The organism is Clostridium cuniculi (assembly GCF_004353185.1).
Lineage (GTDB): Bacteria > Bacillota > Clostridia > Clostridiales > Clostridiaceae > Clostridium > Clostridium cuniculi.
Genome location: NZ_SMUS01000042.1, coordinates 1 through 22,387, shown reverse-complemented (window position 1 = coordinate 22,387; position 22,387 = coordinate 1). Strand labels below are relative to the sequence as shown.

The window sequence follows — 22,387 nt, the reverse complement described above, 5'->3', positions numbered from 1 at the left end:
TATTTATGAAACTACTTTATACCTGAATTTAAGGTGGAAATTTATAAAATTACATCTCTTATTTGAGTTGTAAAATTAACATTATTATTTTATAGCTCTACTATAAATTGATTTTCTTTAACTTCAATTTCTTTATTATTGAAGAATACTTTCTTAGTATGCTCTAAATTATTAAGAATTATTTTTATTTTATTATAATTTTTAGAATATCCTATATTTTCTTTTAATTCTATTCTTAATTCCTCTTCCAATTTAAAGTTAATAATATATTTATTTAACTTTCCATTTTTATAATCAAAACTTTCACCATCATCTAATATATGAGTATAAGTTGATTCTCCATTTTCTTTACCTAAATATATATTTAAAGTTAATATATCATAATTATTTTCTCCAACATAGTTTTGTTCTTTTCCTAATGGAATTATAGATAATGATTTTATAAATACAGGACAAATATCTAATGGAGCTTCTTTAATTATATATTGACCACCCTTATACTCTTCTCCAGTCCAATAATCAATCCAATTATCCCCTTCTGGTAAGTAAACTAATTTGTGTCTAGCTCCTTGTTCTACAACTGGAGATACTAAAATGTTATCACCAAAATTAAATTCATCATTTATTTCATATGTTTTTCTATCATTTTGATAGTTAAACAATAATGGTCTAATTATTGGTTCTCCAGTCTCCTCACATTTATACATCATATCATATAAATATGGGATTAACTTATATCTTAATTTAATATATTTTCTATTTATATCTTCTGTAGTTTTATCAAAAGCCCACGGCTCTTGTTCTCTACTTCCAATAGTTGAATGATTTCTGAATAATGGTGTAAATGCACCAACTTGAACCCATCTACTTAAAAGCTCAGGAGTGCAATCATGTCCAAATCCTCCAACATCAGTGCCACAAAAAGCCATACCACTAAGTCCAAGATTCATTAACATAGGTAGTGACATTCTTAAATGCTCCCATGTACTTTGATTATCTCCAGTCCAAACTGTAGCATATTTTTGAGTTCCTGCATAACATGCTCTAGTTACTATAAATGGTCTTTTATTTGTAGCTCTTTTAATACCTTCATAGGTAGCCTTGTCCATCATATGACCATAAACATTATGAATTTCTTTATGAGTAACTAAAGTTCCATCATTATTAAAAACTACATCATCTGGAAGTGGTCCATTGAAACTAGCTGGTTCATTCATATCATTCCATATTCCTGAAACACCTAAATCCATCATTATTTTTTGATTTCCAGCCCACCATTCTCTTGTTTTAGAATTCATAAAATCCGGAAAAACAGAATCTCCTGGCCACACCCAATTCTTATAGACTATTCCATCTTTATCTGTTGCAAAATGTCCTTCCTTTAAGCCTTCATCATATATTTTATATCCTTTATCTACCTTAACTCCTGGGTCTATAATTGTAACTACTTTGAATCCCATTTCTTTAAGCTGCTCTAAAAATTCTTTAGGATTTTCAAACTTTTTATTATCCCATGTAAAAACTCTAAAACCATCCATATAATCTATATCTAAATAAATAGTGTCACATGGAATATCTTTTTCTCTAAAAGCCTTGGCAATCTCCATAGTTCTTTCCTGTGGAGCATAAGACCATCTACATTGTTGATATCCAAGTGTCCATAATTGTGGCAATGGTGTTTTTCCAGTTAAATTAGTATATTCATTAACTACTTCCTTTATTGTAGGTCCGTACATAAAGTAGTAATCTAAATTACCATCTACAGCTCCAAAATAGTAATAATTAGAATTTTCTTTTCCCATATCAAAATGACTTTCAAAATGATTGTCAAAGAAAATACCACAGGCCTCTTCATCTTTTAATGTTATCAAAAATGGTATTGATTTATATAATTGGGCATATGTTTCTCCATGTGGTGTTGGATCATCAGTATTCCAATTTCTATAATGATATCCTTTTTTATTTAGGGAACCTGTTCTTTCTCCAAGACCATAGAAATACATATCATTTTCCATAACTTTAGATACATAAATCTTATATTCTTCATGTCCTTCTAATTTATGGCCTTCTTCTGCTGCTAAGGTAGAATTAGCCCCTAGTCTTCTAAAAGGATCTCTTTCTCCTCTATAATCCCTACATAAAATTTCACCCTTTGAATTATATATATCAACTTTAAAATCATCATAAATATTAATACTTAAAACATTTGTTTTTATATTTAAAACTTCATTATCATATTTAACCTCAAATTTAACTTTGCTATTTAATACGTTTTCAACTGCCTTAGAATTTCTTTCTTCTCTATGAAATGGCGCAAAGAAATTAACAACACTTTCATTTATCAAAGTTATAGTACTTTGAATTTTTTCATAATTCACTAAAACTTTGTTTTCACTAACTTCATAATTTAATATTTTTCCAAACATAATCTCTTCCCCTTACTACTTACAAAACATTTTATTTAAAAAATGTAATTATAATGTTATTATAATATTTAAAGAAGTATAATACTTGCAGTATACTAACAATTTATAAGACAATACTGCTATACTAGGAGATTTCATGAATAATTTAGATTTTACAAACTTAAAAGAAAACATTACACATGGTGACTTTATATTGCCATTTTCAATTTATAAAGGAACAATGAGTACAAGCTTTCCTTCTATTGCAACTCATTGGCATGAAGAAATCGAAGTTATTATAGTTTTAGATGGAAAATGTGATTACAGAATAAATTTAGATTCATTTGTTATAAATAAAGGAGATATTTTAATCATTGGCTCTCAAAGTTTACACTCACTAACATCTATTCCAAATGAAAACATGACTTGGGCTTCTTTTGTTTTCAATATAAACATGCTAAAAAGCTCTAATACTGATGGTACATTATTAAAATATATTGCACCTCTGTTAAATCATGAACATCAATTGCCTATTATCATTAAAGATAATATAGATTGTTACTCTAAAATTTTTGATGTTATAGAAAATATAATATATTGCTATTATGAAAAGGATATCGCTTATGAACTTGAATTAAAATCTTTACTATTTAAGTTTTTTTCATTACTTTATAAAAATAATCTAATTGAAAAACATCAAAGTAAAAATAACCTTACAATTAATACTACCGATAAAATTAAATTAGTTTTAAATTATATAAATGATCATTATTCTGAAGATATTTCAATAAATACTTTAGCTGATCTTTGCCAATATAGTGAATATCATTTTATGCGTTTCTTTAAAAAGCATATTGGTTTAACCTGCATTCAATATATTAACAACTTAAGGCTAGAAAAATCATCTATTTTATTGACCTCTACTAATAATGCTATAATGGATATTTCCTTAGAAGTAGGATTTGATAATCTATCATATTTTAATAAATTATTTAAAAGAAAATATAATTTAACTCCAAAGGAATTTAGAACAATAAATTCAACTATTTTTAAATAACAATATAAAAAAAGTAACAGTAAAATTAAACTGTTACTTTTTTAATAATAATTTTTTTAATCTACTGATTTTAAAGATTCAACCATTTCAACTTTCTTTAACTTATAATACATAGCCCAGTTTACTAACAATGAGAAAATAATTGTTAAAATAGCTGCCATAATAAAACTCTTAACATCTATAGTTCTACCGAACATAACATAATCCATTTCAACTGTTACCATTATAAACTTATGGAAAACTGTACCTAATAGCAATCCTCCTATTGCTCCAATAACAGTTAATAATATATTTTCTCTGAATATATAGGCTGAAACTTCTTTATCATAAAAGCCTAAAACCTTAATTGTTGCTATTTCTCTTATACGTTCAGAAATATTAACATTGGTTAGATTATATAATACTATAAATGATAATGCCCCTGCACAAAATATCATAACTAAGACTACTAAATCTAAAGATTTAATTGTATCATCAAAATTATTTTTTATGCTACTATTACTTACTACTCCAGCAACTCCATTTATATTTATTAAACTGTTAGATATCTCATTTATAGAATCTTCATTATTTACTTTAACAAATATACTATTTTCTTCTGGAGATTTATTAAATATCTCTTTGTAATAATCAGCATCAATATAAATATAGTGATTAATATAATGTTCTACTATTGCTCCAACTTTGGCTTGTGCCTTATTATCATTATTATTTATAATCTCTATTTCATCTCCAACTTTAACACCTAATAATTTAGCTAGTTTTTCACTTATTGCTATTCCATCCTTAGGTAAAATAATTGTTTCTTTAGTCTTCCTATCTTGTAAATGTTCAAACTCATCAAACTTTTCATCTTCATGTGTAACTATAATATTAACATCTTTACTTATTTCATTTGATAAGGCTTCTCCACTTTCACTTCTTACAAAAATAAAATCACTTACCTTTGAATCCTGCTTTAAATAATCTTCTAAATTATTCTTTTCATCAGTATTTATAGTTCCATTTAAATTTACTGAAATATCATATTGTGTTAAATCTCCATATTGTTTATTTACAACAGTTTTTATAGAGTCTTTAATACCAAAACCAGCAACTAATAATGCTGTACTTCCAGCAATTCCAATTACAGTCATAAAAAATCTCTTCTTATATCTAAAAATATTTCTTACTGTTACTTTACCAATAAAATTAAACCTATTCCAAATGAAAGGAATTCTTTCTAATAAAATTCTTTTACCTTCTTTTGGTGCCTTAGGTCTCATTAGCATTGATGGAACTTCAATAAGTTCAATTCTACATGCTGCATATGTTGCTAATGTAGTTACTCCTATAGCTACAGCAAAAACCATTATAGCTAAAGGTATATGTACTACATAACTCATTTTGGGAAGTATATATAATATTTTATATGCATCAAAAATAACTAATGGTAACACAGTAAAACCTAAAGTAATTCCTACTATACATCCAATTAAACTTGCAAATAATGCATAAACAATAAACTTTTTAGCAATACTTCCTTTATCGTATCCTAAAGCTTTTAATGTTCCTATATTTACTCTTTGTTCATCTACCATTCTAGTCATTGTTGTTAAACATACTAATGCTGCTACTACAAAGAAAAATACTGGAAATACATTTGATAATTTATCAATACTATTTGCACTATTTTCATAGTCTACATAAGAATAATGTGACTTTCTATCTAAAACATAAAGATCTGGCTTTTCTATTTCTGATATTTTCTCTTCTGCTTCTTCTAATTTTTCTTTTGCTTTTGAAAGCTCCTCTTCTGCTTTTTTCTTATTTTCCTCTAGCTCTTTTTCCCCCTCAGCTAATTTTACTTTTCCATTTTCTATTTCGGCTTTTGCATTTTCTATTTGAGCATATCCTTGATTTTTAGCTTCTTCTAAATCAGCCCTTGATTTATTAATTTTCTCTCTACCTTCTTCTATTTGTGCCTTAGCTAAGTTTAAATCATTCTCTTTTGCTAATAATTCATCTTTTTTACTTTGAAGCTCTGATTTTGCTACATTAATTTTATCACTAGCTTCTTTTATTATTATATCTAATGAATTTATCTGCACTTCAATAGAAGATTTTTCTTCATCACTTAAACTTTCATCTTTTAACTTATCCTCTAGTGAAGATTTTTGACTTAGTAAATCTTCTAAATAAACTTCTGAATCATTGATAGAGTTTTCAGCTTTAATAAACTCCTGCTCTATACTTTCTTTTGCTTCATAAAATTTATCTATTCCCTCATTAAGCTGTGTTTCCTTTTCATTTAATTCCTGCTCTGCCTTTAAAATCTCTTCTTGTGCAATCTTCAATGAATTTTCTAACTCATTTTTCTTACTATTAAGCTCATCTTCCCCTTCAGCCAATGTCTTTCTTGAATTCTCTATTTCATTTTGAGCTTTTTCTAATTGCTCTTCAACTTCACTCTTTTTACTTTCATATTCATCTTTACCTTTATTTAATTCTTCATTAGCTTCATTTATTACTTCATCATATCTTCTATCAATCATTACATTGGAAATGTTTTCTATAGATTCTTTAACCTTATCTGTTACATCAAAATATTTCTCATCATATGAATCTAAAGCTTTAGCATCCTTAACGGTAACATAAATATCTGTATATACTTCACTTTTAAAATCAGATTCATTTATAAACATATATGTTTTTGCACTACCATTTCCAATATTACTACTTCCAATTTGATCACTTAAATAATAAGGAGTTTCTACTATACCTACAATTTCATATTCATTAGTTGCAAGACTATCTTTAATATCACTATCATCACCAGAATTTAAGTTAAGTTTATCTCCAATTTTCAAATTTAGACTACCAAAATTTTCTTTAGCAATAACACATTCACCTTCTTTAGTAGGTAAATGCCCTTCAATTAAATTTAATCTATTTATATAATCCTCATTATCATCACTTAAATTATTATTAGGTAAACTATGCACCCTAATTACAAACTCATCTGAATCTACCTTAGATATAACATCAAAAGTTTTTGATGGTTCAACACCTAAAACACCCTCTATATTTTTTATATCCTTTACATCTTCATCAGTTAATCCTAAAGTTGATAATACCCTAAGATCCATTAAATTATAATCATCATAATACTTATCTGCTGTAGCTTTCATATCTAAAGGTGCAATTTTTACTCCTGCAAACAACATTACCCCCAAAGCAATAATTGATGCAATTGAAATAAATCTTCCTTTAGACTTACTTATATCCCTAAATATATCTTTCCATAATGCATTTTTCATAATTACCATTCAATCCTTTCTACAGGAACTGGATTTTCATTTATAGTAATTTTTTGAATTCTACCATTCTTAACCTCAATAACCTTATCTCCCATAGGAGTTAAAGCTAAGTTATGTGTAATTATTATTACTGTAACTCCTTCTTTTCTACAAGTATCTTGAAGTAACTTTAATATAGCTTTACCAGTATTATAATCTAGTGCCCCAGTAGGTTCATCACAAAGTAATAGTTTAGGATTCTTTGCTATTGCCCTTGCTATTGCCACTCTTTGCTGCTCTCCTCCTGATAGTTGTGATGGAAAATTATTTTTTCTATCTCTTAATCCAACTGAATCTAAAACTTTATCAATATTTAATGGATTTTTTGAAATTTGAGTAGCTAATTCCACATTTTCTCTTGCAGTAAGATTTTGAACTAAATTATAAAATTGAAATACAAATCCAATATCGTATCTTCTATATGTTATTAAATCTTTTTGAGAATATTTACTAATCTCATTATTATCAACTATAACCTTACCTGAAGACACTGTATCCATACCACCTAAAATATTTAAAATAGTACTTTTCCCAGCCCCACTAGCTCCTGCAATTATAACAAATTCTCCTTTATTTACTGAAAAATCAACCCCACCTAAAGCGTCAATTTCTACTTCTCCCATCTTATATTTCTTCTTTACATCCCTAAACTCTATATATTTTCCCAAACCTATTTTTCCTCCATTGTTATCGTTTATATGTCATCAGTATACACCAGTTAATTTGCAGCTACAACAAATATAATATTTTTTAAAATTTTGTTCATATATTCATTAAATCTATATATCGTTTTTTGTCTAAGGAACGAACTTTTTAGGTTTGAATATAATAATTAGTATAATAATATATAAGGAGTGGCATATGCATATCATTGCGTCTATTTTATTAGCATTTTCAGCAAGTTTAGACAGCTTAATAATAGGAATTGCTTATGGAATTAAGAAAATAAGAATTAAATTTTCTATTAATATAATAATTGCATTTATTGTTACTTTAGGCACCTTACTCTCAATGGCTTTAGGTGCTATTTTAAATAAATTTATTCCTGTATATATTTGCAACTATATTGGTGCAATTCTTTTAATTATTGTTGGTTTATTTATGACATTTGATTTCTTTAAAGAACAAAGAAATTTAAATAAAAATGAAATAAATACCCAAAAGGAAAATAAAGATATTATTGAGTCATTACATTACGATGATATATTAATTAACAATAAAACTGCCGATACAGATGGTTCTGGTAATATTGAAGTTAAAGAGGCTATTTCACTAGCACTTGCACTTAGCGTAAACAACTTTGCTCTAGGTCTTGGTGCAAGTATGTCAGGAATAAGCATTCCCCTAACTACAATTTTTACATTTATATTTAGTATACTAATATTGATTTTAGGTTTAAAAATAGGTAATAGCTTTTTATCTGAAATTTTTGGTAAGTATTCTGGCTTAATATCATCTATAATAATTATAGCAATGGGAATATTCCAATTACTATAAAATAAAAATATGCCCCTCATTATATTTTAATTGAGGAGCATATTTTTTAATCTATGCTATTACTTTATTAATAAGTCTTATAACATAACTTATAGTATAAAAGTCTCTATCTATTTGTGATTTTATTTCATTAAAGCCCTTAATTAATTCTTCTTCATTGAAATTTTCTTTAAGTATCATTAATGTTAAAGTATTAATATTACCTTCTTTTGTATCGAAAATTCTAGAAGCCTTAACATACTTATTTTCCATTAAACTATTTAATGATTCTTCTAATTCTAAACTTATATTTATTTCAGGCATTCCTTCAAATACTCTTACACCTTGAAGGTCTGTACTAAAATTCTTTGTTTTTTCTAATTTACATCCTAAAAATATAGTATTTTCAAATTTTGCATCTTTAAAATCAGTACCATCTAAATTTGCACCTTCAAAAATAGCATTTTTAAATTTTGCATTTTTAAACTTACTATTTTTTAAATTAGTTCCTATAAATTCTGTTCCCTCAAAAGTTCCATTCATAAAACTACAAGTCTTAAAATGTGCCCCTCTAAAAGTCGCAAAGTTAAAATTTGAATTTGAAAAGTTGCAATTATAGCAATTACTTCTTTTAAAATTCTTATACATAAAGTTCTTATCTTTTTTTTCTATATTATTATAATGAAAATTTTCACTTCCGCTATTATCTTTTGCCATTTCCTTCTCCTCTTACTTCCTAGTATATCCTACAATCTTATATATTTTTAATCTAAAAGTCAACTAAAATTTCTATATTTTACAAATGCATATTAAATTTTAAGAGAGAAATAATAATAGAGATGTTTATTTGGAATGTAATATAAAGGAGGTTTTTTTAATTGAAGAAATTTATTTGTACAGTTTGTGGATATGTCCATGAAGGAGATACTCCTCCAGAGGTCTGTCCAATATGTAAAGCACCTGCTGGCAAATTTGAAGAAATGAGTGGAGAGCTACAATGGGCTGATGAGCATAGAGTTGGTATCTGTGAAGGTATAGACCCAGAAATTATTGAAGGTTTAAGAGCTAACTTTAATGGTGAATGTACTGAAGTTGGTATGTACTTAGCTATGTCTCGTGTAGCTGATCGTGAAGGATATCCAGAAATAGCAGAAGCATATAAAAGAATTGCATATGAAGAAGCTGATCATGCTAGTAAATTTGCTGAAATTTTAGGCGAAGTAGTTACTGCAAGTAGTAAAGCTAACTTAACTGCAAGAGTTGAAGCTGAATTTGGTGCATGCGATGGAAAGAAAAAACTTGCAGCATTAGCTAAACAACATAATTTAGATGCTATTCATGATACAGTTCATGAAATGTGCAAAGATGAAGCAAGACATGGAAGAGCATTTAAAGGATTATTAGACAGATATTTTAGTTAATTACTAAATTTATTATCGAAGGGAGATTTATAAATGCAAAAAATTAATTGTGCCGTAAATAATTGTTCTCATAATAAATCTGGTGTATGTTATTCTAATCGTGTTGATATAGCTAGTTCATCATCTACTGATAATGATACTTGCTGTGGGTCATTTTTAGATAAGAAACACTATAGCGATTTAACAAATAACACTAATAGCGCTGGTTGTTGTGATTGTTTAATATGTAAAGCAACAGAATGCATACATAATGAAAACTGTAATTGTAATCTTTCATCCATAAATGTATCAGGATCTGGTGCCAACCTATACACTGAAACTTGTTGCGAAAGTTTTGAAAAATAAAATTTTATGGCAAATAGATTAAATTTCTAATCTATTTGCCATTTATATGTACATTAAAATTCATTACTTTTTTCTAATTCTAAAATTAGATTCTTAATTTCTATATTACTAGGATTTTCTCTTAAAACCTCTTTAAAATACTCAATTGCATCTTTGTTTCTTCCTTGCCTCAGCAGTTCAAAAGCATATTCTTCTATTATTCTATTATCTTCTGGTTCTAATGAATTTGCTTTAACTAAATATTCTTCTACTACATCAAAATTATTAAGTTCCTTATTACAAATTGCTATTCCAAAATAATTTTCTCCATCATTTTCATTTATCTCTATTGCCTTATTGAAATATTCAATTGCTTCATTAAACCTTTTGTGATTAGCTTCATATACTCCTAACCCAGTATAAGATCTTGAACATTCCTTATTTGCTTCTATAGATTCCATAAATGCTTCCCTAGCTATTTCTAGATTATTTAAATCTACTAAATATGTCCATCCAATAATACATTTCAAATCAGATAATATCTTATTATCACATTCATAGTTTTCCATGTAATCAACACATCTATTTATAGCATCTTCATATAACCCCTCTCTTATATCTAGTTCAATTAGAAAAGTATTTGCTAAATATTGCTCCTCTTCTTCTTTTAGTACTCTCTCAAAACATCTTCTACTTTCTACATAAAGACCTAGACTAAGTAAAGCTTCTCCCTTTACGTTATATCCATATACAATATAGTCACAACCTAACTCAAAAGCTAAGTCTACAGCTGCAATTGCATCTTCAAAAAAACCTTGAACTAAATAGCAATGAGCTGTATATAATAAATATTCTGGATTTCCACTTTTTTTAAATCCATCACTGCTATATTTCAATGCTTCTTGAACATCATACATTAATATTTCATTAAATACTTCTTCTATGTTCTCCATTTTTTATCTTCCTTATCTAAAATACTTTATTATTATTCTTGCCATAAATTCATATTATTAACTTCTATGTATTAATTATAAAATTAAAATTTGGAGCTTCAAAAGATAGCTCCAAATTTAAATGTATAATTTAAATTTTAAACTCTGTATTTTTATCGTATGTTTGAGATTTTAATAAATAACGTTTTAATATTTTAGAAGAAAATATTTTAAAGTTTAGTGCAGAATTTATTTCTATTGTATAATCTCCTTTTATTATACAATCCTTCAATTCTTTTATAGTTGAACACTCCTTATTTAATCTAGTATATATTCCTCCAAGTTGAATAGGGGTATGACTATCACTACCTGTAATAATATTAAGTCCTAATTCTTGAGATAAATTTATTAATTCATCTCTAGCAATACTTTCACCCTTTTTAAATATATCCTTTCCATTTAAGTCTAAAGCATCTAGTCTCTTTAATAAGTCATGTGGCTGATTACATAATTTATGGCCTCTTCTACATGGGTGTGCCCCAATCTTTAATAGATTAAATATATCTGCTTGATCTAATAAATCTTCTAATTCTATTAAATTATCCTTTTCTCTAAATTCTTTTAATAGCTCATAAATATCAATAATACTATGTCTGTCACCAGCTAAAATTACATGACCTTTATTTTTAATACTAACTTCCATTGCAGGAAATACTGATATACCTTCTACAATATATCTATCTCCTTCATAAATAAAATTATTTTCTAAAAAATCATAAATAACAAGAAAATCCTTTGCATTGAAGTGTTCACATAAAATAATTCCATTTAGACCATTACTTTTTGCAAAATGTATTTCATTCATAAAAAACTCTTTATTAAAATCTTTTCTTTTACTTAATAAGCCATGGACATGAAAATCCATATTCATCTATTTTCCACACCCTTAATTTATTACAAATATTGCTGAAGGTAATCTAACTACCCTATATTTATTAGTATATTAAGATTATATCTTTTATGTTAATTGGTAAAAAAATTTTTAATATTTTACTTCTTTCATACAAAGTCCTTTGGCTGGTGCCTTTTCAGCTAGTTCACTTCTACTTTTTTCTTTTAATAATTCCTTTACTTTTATAGGTTCAATTTCTCCTTTTGCTACCTTTATTAAAGTTCCACTTAAAATTCTAACCATATTTAATAAGAATCCATTTCCGTTATATTCAATTTTTATAATATTATCTTCTTCCGTAATATTTATGTAATTTATTGTTCTTACTGTTGATTTCTTAGATTTATCTTTTACTCCACTAAAGCTTTTAAAATCATGAGTTCCTATTAAGTATTTACTTGCTTCTCTCATCTTTTCTATGTTTAACTGCCCCTCAACATGATAAGCATATTTTTTCAAAAATACATTAGCAAATCTATTATTATCAATAGTATATACATAAGTTTTTGATATTACATTTAATCTTGAATGAAATCTTTCACTAACTTCTTTTAATGATGTTACAGATATATCTTCTGGTAAAAACTCATGTAAATATTTAGATATCTCTGGTAGCTTTTTTTCACTAGTAGTCTTAAAATTTGCTATATATTTATCTGCATGAACTCCAGTATCAGTTCTACCACAACCAATTACTTGAATCTCTTCACCAGTCATTTTAGATAATACTTTTTCGATTTTATCTTGTATAGTTGATACGCTAGTTCCCTTTATATTTTGCTTTTGCCATCCCTTATATCTTGAACCATCATATTGAATGGTCATTCTTATATTTCTCATACACTATCTCTCTTTTCTTTAATTTTACACATTAGTTTATCTTTTCTTAAGTTTAAAACCTTCTTTGTAATTAACAACTTTTACATTAAGTACATTTAATAATTTCTCCAAGCTTTTAACTTGATTTATATATTCAATCTTTCCACTCATAAGCAAATTATTTATATTTTTAATAATATCCTCTTTTTCTTCTTCACCTAATCTTCTTTTAGTTTTAATAACAATTCTATTTATAAAGGTTAATGTTTCCCAAATTTGTTCGTATGTTATTTTACTGAAATCATTTATTACTCTTGTATATCCAACTCTTCTATTATTAGGTGGATAAGCTTCTTTAAAAAATTCTAAGAAATAATTTATTTCTTTAGGATCTTTATTTTCAACATATTTTCCAAGACCAGATTTTAGCTGATTTTTTAAATACATAATAGTATTAGCTTTTACTACTTTATTCATTTCTTCTATACTCTTATAAATTATAGTATATATTTCTTGAGTTTTATCACTTTCCAATCCCTCTTTAGCTAATGGTTTTATTATTTCTATAGCTTCTAATATGTTCTTTTTAGAATTTAAATCATTTCCCAATAATTTATCCAAAATTTCTTTTCCTGTAAGTTCTTTTAAGTTTAAATTATTTTCTTCCATCCTTTGTATCCTGCCTTAAATTTTATTTTCTTTTATTAATAAATATTGATATGATACTTTATTAGATTATCATATCAATATTTAAATTCATATTAAAGTTTAAATTAATAAATGTCTACTTCTATTTAATAAATCTTCATTATATTCTTCATGCTTTTTTATTAATTTTTCTATTGATTTTCCTTTTATCATATCTATAACCATAGGTGCAAGTACTGCTAATGCATCTCTATATCCTAACTCAATATGTTGATTTAATACACTTGGTCTTATATTTACTGTTCCAATTCCACCTATTAATTCTAATTGAGTTGAAGGATATATCTCTATTATATGTTTCCCCTCAAAACCTTCTCTATTTATTGGTTGTTTATAAGATAAATGTACAACTATTATAATATCACAGTCATGCTCTTTTAATGGTGAAATAGGTACATTATCAGCATTTTGACTTCTATACTGTGGATTATTTATCCCTCCATCTGCATACTTATAATCATTTATTATAATTGGTTTAAATAAAAACGGTACTGCACAAGATGCTATACAAATATCTAAAGCTTTTTTATCATCATAATCATTAAGCTTAAAATATTCAGGTTTTTCTAAATCAACATTATAAGCACAAGCATAAAGTGTTTTTTTGCTTTCCCTAATTACACTAAAATCAACATAATCTTCAATAAAACTTTTAATTCCACTTTGTGATAACAATCCAATATCATTTCTTTTAAATATATCTGCCAACTTTTTTTCTTTATCTACATTCGCATCTCTTTTAATTAGATTTTTAATATTGATATCTCTTATTTTATTTTCATTATTAATAAATCTAGAATAAGAAATATTAGACCAACTTTCATCCATAACTTTTCCATCATTCATAGAAAGCATAAGGCCATTTATTGTACCTATTGATGTACCTGAAACAACAGTAACTCTTCTTATAATATCTAATTCCCAAAGTGCCTTAAAGACTCCAGCTTCATATGCTCCTTTAGCTCCACCACCAGCTAAAACTAATCCAATATTTAAATTAAATAATTTTTCAATATCTATCACTTAATCTCATCATCCCTTATCCTATTAAAAATTATTTATTATAATAATTCCTTATATAGCCTCATTATATTCTTATAGAATATTTTTTCTACTTCATCATAAGTGAATCCATTTTTTAATAGCCCTTGCTCTAATAATTTAATTTTTGAAGCATCTTCAATTTCTAATGTACTTTTTATTCCATCAAAATCTGTTCCTAAAGCAAGTACATCTATTCCACCAACATTTTTAATATGCTTAATATGTTTCACTAGATCCTCTACATAAGTAAATGTTGAACCTATATGTGGTGTAGGTTTAACAAAGTCTGAACAAAAATTAATTCCAGTCACTCCACCTTTATCCGCTAACTTCTTTATCATATCATCAGTTAAATTTCTAACAACATTTGTTACAGTTCTTGCATTGCTATGACTTGCTACAAATGGTTTTTTACTATACTTTAAAACATCATAAAATCCAGCATCAGATAAATGTGAAACATCTACTATAATTCCTAACCTCTCCATTTCTCTTACTAATTCAATTCCAAATGGAGTAAGTCCAAATTCTGTATTTGGTATTGTAAAATTTGGTTTTTCAGTAGTATTACCACTTGTATCTACACTTAATTTAAAGTTAGGAAATCCAACACCATTTATATAATTCCATGTCAATGTTATAAGCCTAACCCCTTGCTCATATACTGTTTTTAAATTTTCTAATGATCCTTCAAGTGCTCCTGCATCTTCTATAGTTAATAATGCAGCTATTTTATTTTCTTTTTCACACCTAATTATATCCTCATATGAATACACAGGATTAATAATTTCTCTATTAGCTTCTAATTCCTCATAGTAAACTGCTATCATTTCTTGTAATGTTTTATAGGGATTTTTATGCTTTTTTATATCTATAAACATTGCAAAATTTTGTAGTATATATTCTCCTGTAATTAGTTTACTTATATCAACATGAAAATTATTTTCTTTTAAATTGTAGTAATTACCTAAAAGTCTATTTTCATAAATTTCTCCAATAGTATCACAATGCATATCTGCAACTTTCATTCCTATTTCCCTCCGAAATTCTTTCTTACTTAATTATATCATATATAACTTCATATGAAAAAAGTGGCAAACCTATGCTTGCCACTGGAATCTTCCTATCTCTAAGATACTATATTAATTTTTCTACCACTTCGCTAGGTGCTGGAACTGTAAAAATTAAATCTTCATCAACTTTTACCTTACATTCCTCTTTGCTTTCTTGAATTTTATCTATTGATAATCCACCAATATTAATTTCTTTAAACTTAGTAGGTGCAACTTCTACTTTAAATAAAGTATCTTTAATTCCTGTAATTTTTAAATCCATTTGTCCACTATCATTCTTAACTTTTAAGCCAATGATATTATTACCTTTTAAAGTTTTTTTATCAGTTGGAATATAATCTACATCTACTTTTCCTGTAACTGTAATAAATCCTCCACTTAACTTTCTTTTTACTAATAAACTTACGTTATACTCACTAGAAAGTTCACTTAATAATTTTCCTAATTTATATACTGTTAATTCATGTACCATAATAATTATTCCTTTTCTAAAATTTTATATATCTATTATACTACACAATTACTATATTTTTGCAACCCATTTCTTCTTAATTCTCCTTTTAAAAAAGTATAATATATTCTATAATTATTTAGTGGTAATATTTATAGAAAAAGGTAGGTATTTGATATGAATTTTAAAATTAGGTTTGCAAATATCAATGATTTAGAGTCTTGCGTTGAATTAGACTTACATAAAAATATTGATAAAATTAAAAATAAAATTTCTATGAATGAAGTTATTGTTGCAGAAGTTAATAATGAGGTTATTGGTTGCTTAAAGATTGAATATATTTGGACTCATCTTCCATTTATAAGCTATATAGTCATAAGAAAAGAATTTAGATCTTCTGGTGTTGGAAAATCAATGTTAACATTCTTAGAGCAATACTTAAAAGAAAATGGACAATCCACTCTTCTAAGTTCTACAATGACAGATGCAGTTAATCCTCAAAAATGGCATTTAAAAATGGGATTTATTGAATGTGGTATGTTATGTGGAATTAATGATGATGGTGTTGGAGAAATATTCTTTAAAAAAGCTTTATAAATATTTTACTTCAAATTAAACCCTCAACAACTTTGCTGAGGGTTTATAATATTAATTATTTTAAACTACCTACTATTTTACTTCCATGTACTTCTTTGCATCCTATAAAATCTGAAAGCTCCTTATAATTTTCATAAGTCACTTTTCCACCAACTAAAATAGTTATTTTTCCTTCACTTTTTTCAACAAGCTCTTTTAATACCAACTTTCCTTCTTCAGCACAGCTCTTACACCCTTTAGTTAGTACTCTATGGATACCCATTGAAATAAGCTGATCTAATGCTTCAATTTTATTATCAATTTCATCAAAAGCCATATGAAATGTAACCTTTAAGCCTTTTGCTAAATTAACTAACTCTCTTGTTCTATCAATGTCAATAGTATTATCTCTATTTAATATACCAAGTACTACAGTTTCAACTCCTAACTCTTTACAAAGCATTATATCTCTTTTCATTATTTCAAATTCATCATTTGAATAAACGAAATCTCCACCTCTTGGTCTTATTATTACTGCTATTGGTATATTAAGATTTTTCTTTGCTAAATATATTGTTCCATAAGAAGGTGTTGTCCCACCTTCACTTAAATTATCACAAAGCTCTATTCTGTCTGCTCCTTTTTCTTCTGCTTTTTTAGCCTCTTCATAGGCTCCAACACATGCTTCTAGTAACATCCCCATAAATCTCCTCCATCGTTCTTTTAACTTAATTATATCATTAAAATAAATAACAATACAAAAAAATCATGTTAAAATAATTAACACGATTTTTATAATAATTTATTAACTTTTAAAAGTAAATAAATATTGTGGCTCAAATTTAACCTTTATTTTTTCCTTAATATCAAATACCATTTCTTCCTTTGAAATAGTAAAATTTATTAAATCTGATTTATTTGAATCAATACTCCTAATATATAAAGTATAATCAAATGGATTTTCCACAATATTTTCTATTAATACTTCAAAAACATTTTCTTCCTCTTCATTTTTGCATAACTTAATATTATGAGATCTTATGGCTATGTAGTTTATATTATCTTTAACCTCTTCTAAACATTTAAGCTTTAAATTCCATCCTTCTGCAAAAATAAAATTATTATCTAACTTTTTAGCCTTTGATATATTTTTGCAACCTGTAAGTTTTGCTTCTGCCAATGATTGTGGAGCTTCAAATAATTTATTTTTATCTCTTATATCCTTCGCTTTTCCACCATCAAATACTATTATTTTATCGCATACTCTATAAGCCTCTGCTATATCATGAGTTACAAAAACTACTGTCCCTTCATAATCCTTTAAAATCTCTACAAGCTCTCTTTCCATACTTGCTCTTAAGTGGTTATCTAATGCAGAGAAGGGTTCATCAAGAAGTAGTATATCTGGTGAAGTAATAAGTGCTCTTGCTAATGCAACTCTTTGTTGTTGTCCTCCTGATAACTGCCAAGGATATCTACTTTCAAGACCTTCTAATCCAAATTTTTTAATATAATTAGCTGATAATTTGCTTTTTTCCTCTTTACTAATTTTATCTAATCCTATTTCTATATTATCCTTTATAGTCATATGCGGAAATAATGCATAGTTTTGAAATAAGAATCCAACTTTTCTATCCCTAGTTTTAACATTAACCTTTTCTTCTGAATCAAAAAGTACTTTATCATTAATAACTATTTTTCCTTTTGATGGCTTTTCAAGACCTGCTATACATTTAAGTGTCATACTTTTTCCTGAGCCTGATGCACCTAAAAAGCCTATAATACCACCTTTACTTTCCATAGAAACATCTAAATTAAAGGAAGATAAATTCTTAGTAATATCAATATGTAAACTCATAACTATCTCCCCCTATTTCCTATTAACTTTTGCTGTGTATCACACCAATAGTTTAATAAAAATATCATTATAAATGATATTGCAACTATGATTAAAACCCAAAGCATAGCCTTATTCATATCTCCACTTTCAACTGCAAAGAATATTGCAACTGGCATAGTTTGTGTTCTACCTGGTATATTTCCAGCTATCATTAATGTTGCTCCAAATTCCCCTAATGCTCTTGCAAAACTTAATACTAGTCCACCAATTATTCCTGGCCATGCAAGTGGAATTGCAATTTTAAAAAATATCTTAGTTTCACTTAATCCTAAAGTTCTGGCTGCTGAAATCATGTTTTTATCTATTTGTTCAAATGCAGAACGACAAGTTCTATACATCATTGGAAATGCAACTACTGTAGCTGCTATAACTGTTGCACTCCAACTAAAAATAATATTTTTATTAAAACTCATAAAAATTTTTCCTACAAATCCATTCTTTCCACAAATAAGTAATAAGAAAAATCCTATAACAGTAGGTGGTAATATTAGAGGAAGAGTGAAGATTCCATCTATAAACCCTCTACCTCTTCCTTTATAATTAGCCATTTTATAAGATATAAATATTCCTATTATAGAAGTTATAATGGTTGCAAGAAATGCTGTTTTAAGAGATATCCATAAAGGTGAAAAATCCATAACTTATAACCTTGCCTTCTTTATTACTCTACTGATTTATATCCATACTTTTCAAATATTTTTTGTGCTGCATCTGTAAATAAGAAATCTTCAAATTTCTTTGCTTCGTCAACATTAGTTGAATCTTTTATAACTGATACTGGATAAGTAATTGCTGAATGATTATTTACTTCATCAACATTTTCTACAATAGATACACTATCACTACTTAATGCATCACTTAAGTATACAAAACCTACATCTGCATTTCCAGATGCAACCCATGCTAAAACTTCTTTAACATCTTTAGCAAAAACTAATTTATCACTAATACTATCTTTTATTCCTGTGTTTGTTAAAACTTCGTCTGCATATTTACCTGCTGGTACACTTTCTGGTTCACCTACAGCTATATGAGTAACTTTATCACTCTTTAAATCATCAAAACTATTAATTTCAACTCCATTAGCTGCCACAAGCACTAAAGAGTTTTCAACTAAATCTTTAGTAGTATCATCAATTAATAATCCTTCTTCTTTTAAAGTATTCATTTGCTTTTGCCCAGCTGATATAAATAAATCACAAGGTGCTCCTTGCTCTATTTGTTGTTGAAGAGATCCTGATGAGCCATAATTTACAACTAAAGTTACATTTTCATTACTCTTCTTATATTCTGTTTCTAAATCAGCCATTACTTCCTTTAAACTTGCTGCAGCTGAAATATTTAACTCTACTGGAGCTTTTTCTTCATTATCCCCCGTAGTAGTACCATTTCCATTGCTCCCTTTACCACAGCCTACTAATAATAAGCTACAACATAATAACATTGATATTATCTTTGTCTTTTTTAACATTTTACTCTCTCCCATCACCTATTTAAATTACGTTTTGTTATGTTTTATCATGTTTTGTTACGTTTTGAATAATTTAATATTATCATATTATCTTAATTATATCAATCTATTTAATTCAAATGTAGAATTACTTTTCTTTTAATGTTAAAATTATCTTAACAATTAAGGAGGGATAAGATGGATTTAAAATCTTCTTTAACACCATTAGAAGTTTCAGAATTACTTAAAATAACTAAAAACACAGTTTATGAACTGATTAAACGTGGTGAATTACCAAGTTATAAAATTGGAAAAAAAATAAGAATAGATATGCATGATGTAGAAGACTACATTAATAACCAAAAATCTAATTTGAAATCATCTATTAACCGTAATACAAATACTACACCACCAAATAACAAAGTCGAAAATACTATCTATACCCTTAGTAATAATATTTCACTAAATAATCAATCTAATTCAGAAATAATTATTTCAGGGCAGGATATTTTATTAGATATTTTAGCAAGATATATAGAAGAAATATTACCTGATTATACTGTTCTTCGCTCTTACAAGGGAAGTTATACTGGTTTATATGATTTATATAACAACAAGGTTTCTATAGCTTCTTGTCATCTTTGGGATGGTGATAGGGATGAATATAATACTGATTATGTTAAAAGATTAGTTCCTGGTACACCTTGTGTACTTATAAATTTAGCTTATAGATTACAAGGCTTTTATGTTGAAAAAGGGAATCCTTTAAATATAAAATCATTTGAAGATTTAACTAATAAGAATATTAAATTTATTAATAGAGAAAAAGGAAGCGGTGTAAGAGTTTTATTAGATGAAAAACTTAGATTACTTAATATTGATCCAAATTCTATAAATGGTTATTATGATGAAGAAAATTCTCATTTAGCCGTTGCAAGTACTGTTGGGCGTGGGGATGCAAATGTTGGTCTTGGTAATAAAAAGGCTTCTATGCAAGTTGAAACTATAGATTTCATACCACTTCAAACAGAACGATATGATTTAATTATAAAGAAAAGTGATTTAAATAATCCAATTTACCAAAATATAATTTCTATTTTATCTTCTGAAAAATTTAAGAATGAATTACAAGGAATAGGTGGATATGATCTTAAGGATCTTGGAAAAATAATATCTACAACTTAACTCAATTACAAATATAAAAAGAAGTACTATATTTAGTTAATCTCAAACTTAAATATAGTATTTTTTTATTTACCTTAATCATATATATGTTAATTTTAAATAAAACTATATAATACTTTTTAAGTTTAGAATTATTTCATATTGTTAATAATTATAACTGGTGATAATATGATTAATTTTTATAAAACCTTAATTAATAATAATTCTAATAAAAAATATCTAATGATTTAATAGAATATCATAATTGTAAGTCTACTATTATAAATAAATGCCCCTACTGTGAAAGTAAAACTATTATTAAATACGGAATGTACAAAAATATTCAAAGATATAAATGTAAGGATTCTATGTGTGGAAGAACCTTTACTAATGAAATTTATAATCAATTTCGATACTCTAAAAAATTCAAAGAAAATTATCAAGAGTACTTAGCTCTTTTAAATAAAGGACTTACAATTAGAGAATGTGCAAGAAAATTAAATATTACAGTCGTAACAGCCTTCTTTTGGAGACATAGATTTTTATTTGATTTAAAAAACAAATATTATGTTGAAAATATATCTTCATATGTAGAATTAACTAAAATGGTTGTGAATGAAAATTTTAAGGGTTCTAGAAATATTACTGATAATAAGCGAGATAAAATTACAATTATAAATGCAATTAATGACTCTATTGACATATTGCCAATTATTGCAGCAAGAAACTTTTTTGGTTTTTATGAAATCAGAGATAATCTTGTTCCACGCTTAAATAAAAGCGCCTATGTGGTTGGTTTAATTGACGGAAGACTCAAAACTTTCGCTAAAGCATTTAACGAAATAAATAAAGTATCACTTGAAGAAAAATATAAAAATAATATTGATATACAATATTCTATTAATACTCAAAAATGGCTTTCTAAATTTCGAGGCGTTGCCAGTAAATATTTAGATCATTATTTATATTGGAGGTTGTTTGAATATAAAAATAATTTTGAACTAAAGAAAACTATGCTATCAAGTAAAACAATGAAAACAAAAATTTATTTAAACCCTAAGATAACTACATATATATCTTGGGAAAATATAAAATCAAAAACACTACCTATTTAGCAATTCTATATAAATTTAATTACCTTAAAATATATTAATGGCAATAGTATAATAATAAAATATCTATTGCTAACTTGGCTATTATTCAAATATGAATTATAGTTTATTTATTATATTTAAATTTATTATATATAAAATTTTAATTAATTAAAATCACTAATTATTATATTACTTAAATATAA

The 22,387-nt window shown here is 26.5% G+C and carries 22 protein-coding genes; 7 read left to right on the top strand and 15 right to left on the bottom strand.

What is annotated here, in order from left to right; genetic code table 11:
- Positions 1 to 89 precede the first annotated feature (89 nt).
- Positions 90 to 2,426: a glycoside hydrolase family 31 protein gene (locus EJJ37_RS16740; protein ID WP_133016632.1), complete on the bottom strand. Its 2,337-nt coding sequence runs from the start codon at positions 2,424 to 2,426 to the stop codon at positions 90 to 92.
- Positions 2,427 to 2,562: 136 nt separating this feature from the next.
- On the opposite strand from EJJ37_RS16740, the gene EJJ37_RS16735 reads away from it, so the two are divergent.
- Positions 2,563 to 3,462, top strand: a complete 900-nt coding sequence (locus tag EJJ37_RS16735) for an AraC family transcriptional regulator (RefSeq protein ID WP_133016631.1) — start codon at positions 2,563 to 2,565, stop codon at positions 3,460 to 3,462.
- A 56-nt stretch (positions 3,463 to 3,518) separates the two neighbouring features.
- Here the strand turns inward: EJJ37_RS16735 and EJJ37_RS16730 are convergent, their stop codons facing one another.
- Both EJJ37_RS16730 and EJJ37_RS16725 read right to left on the bottom strand, forming a co-directional pair.
- Complete coding sequence (locus tag EJJ37_RS16730; protein WP_204596864.1) at positions 3,519 to 6,761, bottom strand: FtsX-like permease family protein; 3,243 nt, start codon at positions 6,759 to 6,761, stop codon at positions 3,519 to 3,521.
- A 2-nt stretch (positions 6,762 to 6,763) separates the two neighbouring features.
- Positions 6,764 to 7,468, bottom strand: a complete 705-nt coding sequence (locus EJJ37_RS16725; protein WP_133016629.1) for an ABC transporter ATP-binding protein — start codon at positions 7,466 to 7,468, stop codon at positions 6,764 to 6,766.
- 193 nt (positions 7,469 to 7,661) lie between these two features.
- Here EJJ37_RS16725 and ytaF point away from each other — a divergent pair, with 193 nt between their 5' ends.
- On the top strand, positions 7,662 to 8,297 hold the full coding sequence (gene ytaF / locus EJJ37_RS16720) for a sporulation membrane protein YtaF (protein ID WP_133016628.1): 636 nt from the start codon (positions 7,662 to 7,664) through the stop codon (positions 8,295 to 8,297).
- Between the two features lie 51 nt (positions 8,298 to 8,348).
- Here ytaF and EJJ37_RS16715 read toward each other — a convergent pair whose 3' ends face one another.
- The gene (locus tag EJJ37_RS16715; RefSeq protein WP_133016627.1) at positions 8,349 to 8,993 is read right to left on the bottom strand and encodes a pentapeptide repeat-containing protein; all 645 of its coding nucleotides are present in this window, start codon (positions 8,991 to 8,993) and stop codon (positions 8,349 to 8,351) included.
- Positions 8,994 to 9,154: 161 nt separating this feature from the next.
- On the opposite strand from EJJ37_RS16715, the gene EJJ37_RS16710 reads away from it, so the two are divergent.
- Together EJJ37_RS16710 and EJJ37_RS16705 are read left to right on the top strand one after the other, a co-directional pair.
- On the top strand, positions 9,155 to 9,697 hold the full coding sequence (locus EJJ37_RS16710) for an NADH peroxidase (RefSeq protein ID WP_133016626.1): 543 nt from the start codon (positions 9,155 to 9,157) through the stop codon (positions 9,695 to 9,697).
- Positions 9,698 to 9,730: 33 nt separating this feature from the next.
- Positions 9,731 to 10,042, top strand: a complete 312-nt coding sequence (locus tag EJJ37_RS16705; RefSeq protein ID WP_133016625.1) for a DUF1540 domain-containing protein — start codon at positions 9,731 to 9,733, stop codon at positions 10,040 to 10,042.
- A gap of 53 nt (positions 10,043 to 10,095) precedes the next feature.
- Here EJJ37_RS16705 and EJJ37_RS16700 read toward each other — a convergent pair whose 3' ends face one another.
- The 7 genes from EJJ37_RS16700 to EJJ37_RS16670 all read right to left on the bottom strand — a co-directional run bounded on the left by EJJ37_RS16700 (position 10,096) and on the right by EJJ37_RS16670 (position 16,021).
- Positions 10,096 to 10,974 (bottom strand): tetratricopeptide repeat protein, encoded by an 879-nt coding sequence (locus EJJ37_RS16700; protein ID WP_133016624.1) that lies wholly within the window; start codon positions 10,972 to 10,974, stop codon positions 10,096 to 10,098.
- A 130-nt stretch (positions 10,975 to 11,104) separates the two neighbouring features.
- Entirely contained in the window at positions 11,105 to 11,884 is a 780-nt protein-coding gene (locus tag EJJ37_RS16695) for a PHP-associated domain-containing protein (RefSeq protein ID WP_133016623.1), read from the bottom strand.
- 111 nt (positions 11,885 to 11,995) lie between these two features.
- Positions 11,996 to 12,745 (bottom strand): tRNA pseudouridine(38-40) synthase TruA, encoded by a 750-nt coding sequence (truA, locus tag EJJ37_RS16690; protein WP_133016622.1) that lies wholly within the window; start codon positions 12,743 to 12,745, stop codon positions 11,996 to 11,998.
- A 36-nt stretch (positions 12,746 to 12,781) separates the two neighbouring features.
- Positions 12,782 to 13,393 carry a hypothetical protein gene (locus EJJ37_RS16685; protein ID WP_133016621.1) on the bottom strand — a complete coding sequence of 204 codons (612 nt, stop codon included), beginning with the start codon at positions 13,391 to 13,393 and terminating at the stop codon, positions 12,782 to 12,784.
- Between the two features lie 99 nt (positions 13,394 to 13,492).
- Entirely contained in the window at positions 13,493 to 14,455 is a 963-nt protein-coding gene (locus EJJ37_RS16680; RefSeq protein WP_243124912.1) for a patatin-like phospholipase family protein, read from the bottom strand.
- 38 nt (positions 14,456 to 14,493) lie between these two features.
- Positions 14,494 to 15,504 (bottom strand): dipeptidase, encoded by a 1,011-nt coding sequence (locus tag EJJ37_RS16675; RefSeq protein WP_133016620.1) that lies wholly within the window; start codon positions 15,502 to 15,504, stop codon positions 14,494 to 14,496.
- Positions 15,505 to 15,613: 109 nt separating this feature from the next.
- Positions 15,614 to 16,021: a UDP-N-acetylglucosamine pyrophosphorylase gene (locus tag EJJ37_RS16670; RefSeq protein ID WP_133016619.1), complete on the bottom strand. Its 408-nt coding sequence runs from the start codon at positions 16,019 to 16,021 to the stop codon at positions 15,614 to 15,616.
- 156 nt (positions 16,022 to 16,177) lie between these two features.
- Between EJJ37_RS16670 and EJJ37_RS16665 the strand changes: the two genes are divergently transcribed.
- On the top strand, positions 16,178 to 16,597 hold the full coding sequence (locus tag EJJ37_RS16665) for a GNAT family N-acetyltransferase (protein ID WP_133016618.1): 420 nt from the start codon (positions 16,178 to 16,180) through the stop codon (positions 16,595 to 16,597).
- Positions 16,598 to 16,652: 55 nt separating this feature from the next.
- Here the strand turns inward: EJJ37_RS16665 and EJJ37_RS16660 are convergent, their stop codons facing one another.
- The 4 genes from EJJ37_RS16660 to modA form a co-directional block, all read right to left on the bottom strand.
- On the bottom strand, positions 16,653 to 17,279 hold the full coding sequence (locus EJJ37_RS16660) for a copper homeostasis protein CutC (protein WP_133016617.1): 627 nt from the start codon (positions 17,277 to 17,279) through the stop codon (positions 16,653 to 16,655).
- 102 nt (positions 17,280 to 17,381) lie between these two features.
- Entirely contained in the window at positions 17,382 to 18,434 is a 1,053-nt protein-coding gene (locus tag EJJ37_RS16655) for a sulfate/molybdate ABC transporter ATP-binding protein (protein WP_133016616.1), read from the bottom strand.
- Positions 18,435 to 18,436: 2 nt separating this feature from the next.
- Positions 18,437 to 19,114, bottom strand: coding sequence for a molybdate ABC transporter permease subunit (modB, locus tag EJJ37_RS16650; RefSeq protein ID WP_133016615.1), 678 nt, complete (start codon positions 19,112 to 19,114; stop codon positions 18,437 to 18,439).
- Positions 19,115 to 19,137: 23 nt separating this feature from the next.
- Entirely contained in the window at positions 19,138 to 19,947 is an 810-nt protein-coding gene (gene modA / locus EJJ37_RS16645; RefSeq protein ID WP_133016614.1) for a molybdate ABC transporter substrate-binding protein, read from the bottom strand.
- 177 nt (positions 19,948 to 20,124) lie between these two features.
- Here modA and EJJ37_RS16640 point away from each other — a divergent pair, with 177 nt between their 5' ends.
- Together EJJ37_RS16640 and EJJ37_RS16635 are read left to right on the top strand one after the other, a co-directional pair.
- Positions 20,125 to 21,111, top strand: a complete 987-nt coding sequence (locus tag EJJ37_RS16640) for a substrate-binding domain-containing protein (RefSeq protein ID WP_133016613.1) — start codon at positions 20,125 to 20,127, stop codon at positions 21,109 to 21,111.
- A gap of 215 nt (positions 21,112 to 21,326) precedes the next feature.
- A complete protein-coding gene (locus EJJ37_RS16635) occupies positions 21,327 to 22,205 on the top strand; it encodes a transposase-like zinc-binding domain-containing protein (protein WP_420808549.1) in 879 nt (292 codons plus the stop codon).
- The last annotated feature ends 182 nt before the right edge of the window (positions 22,206 to 22,387 follow it).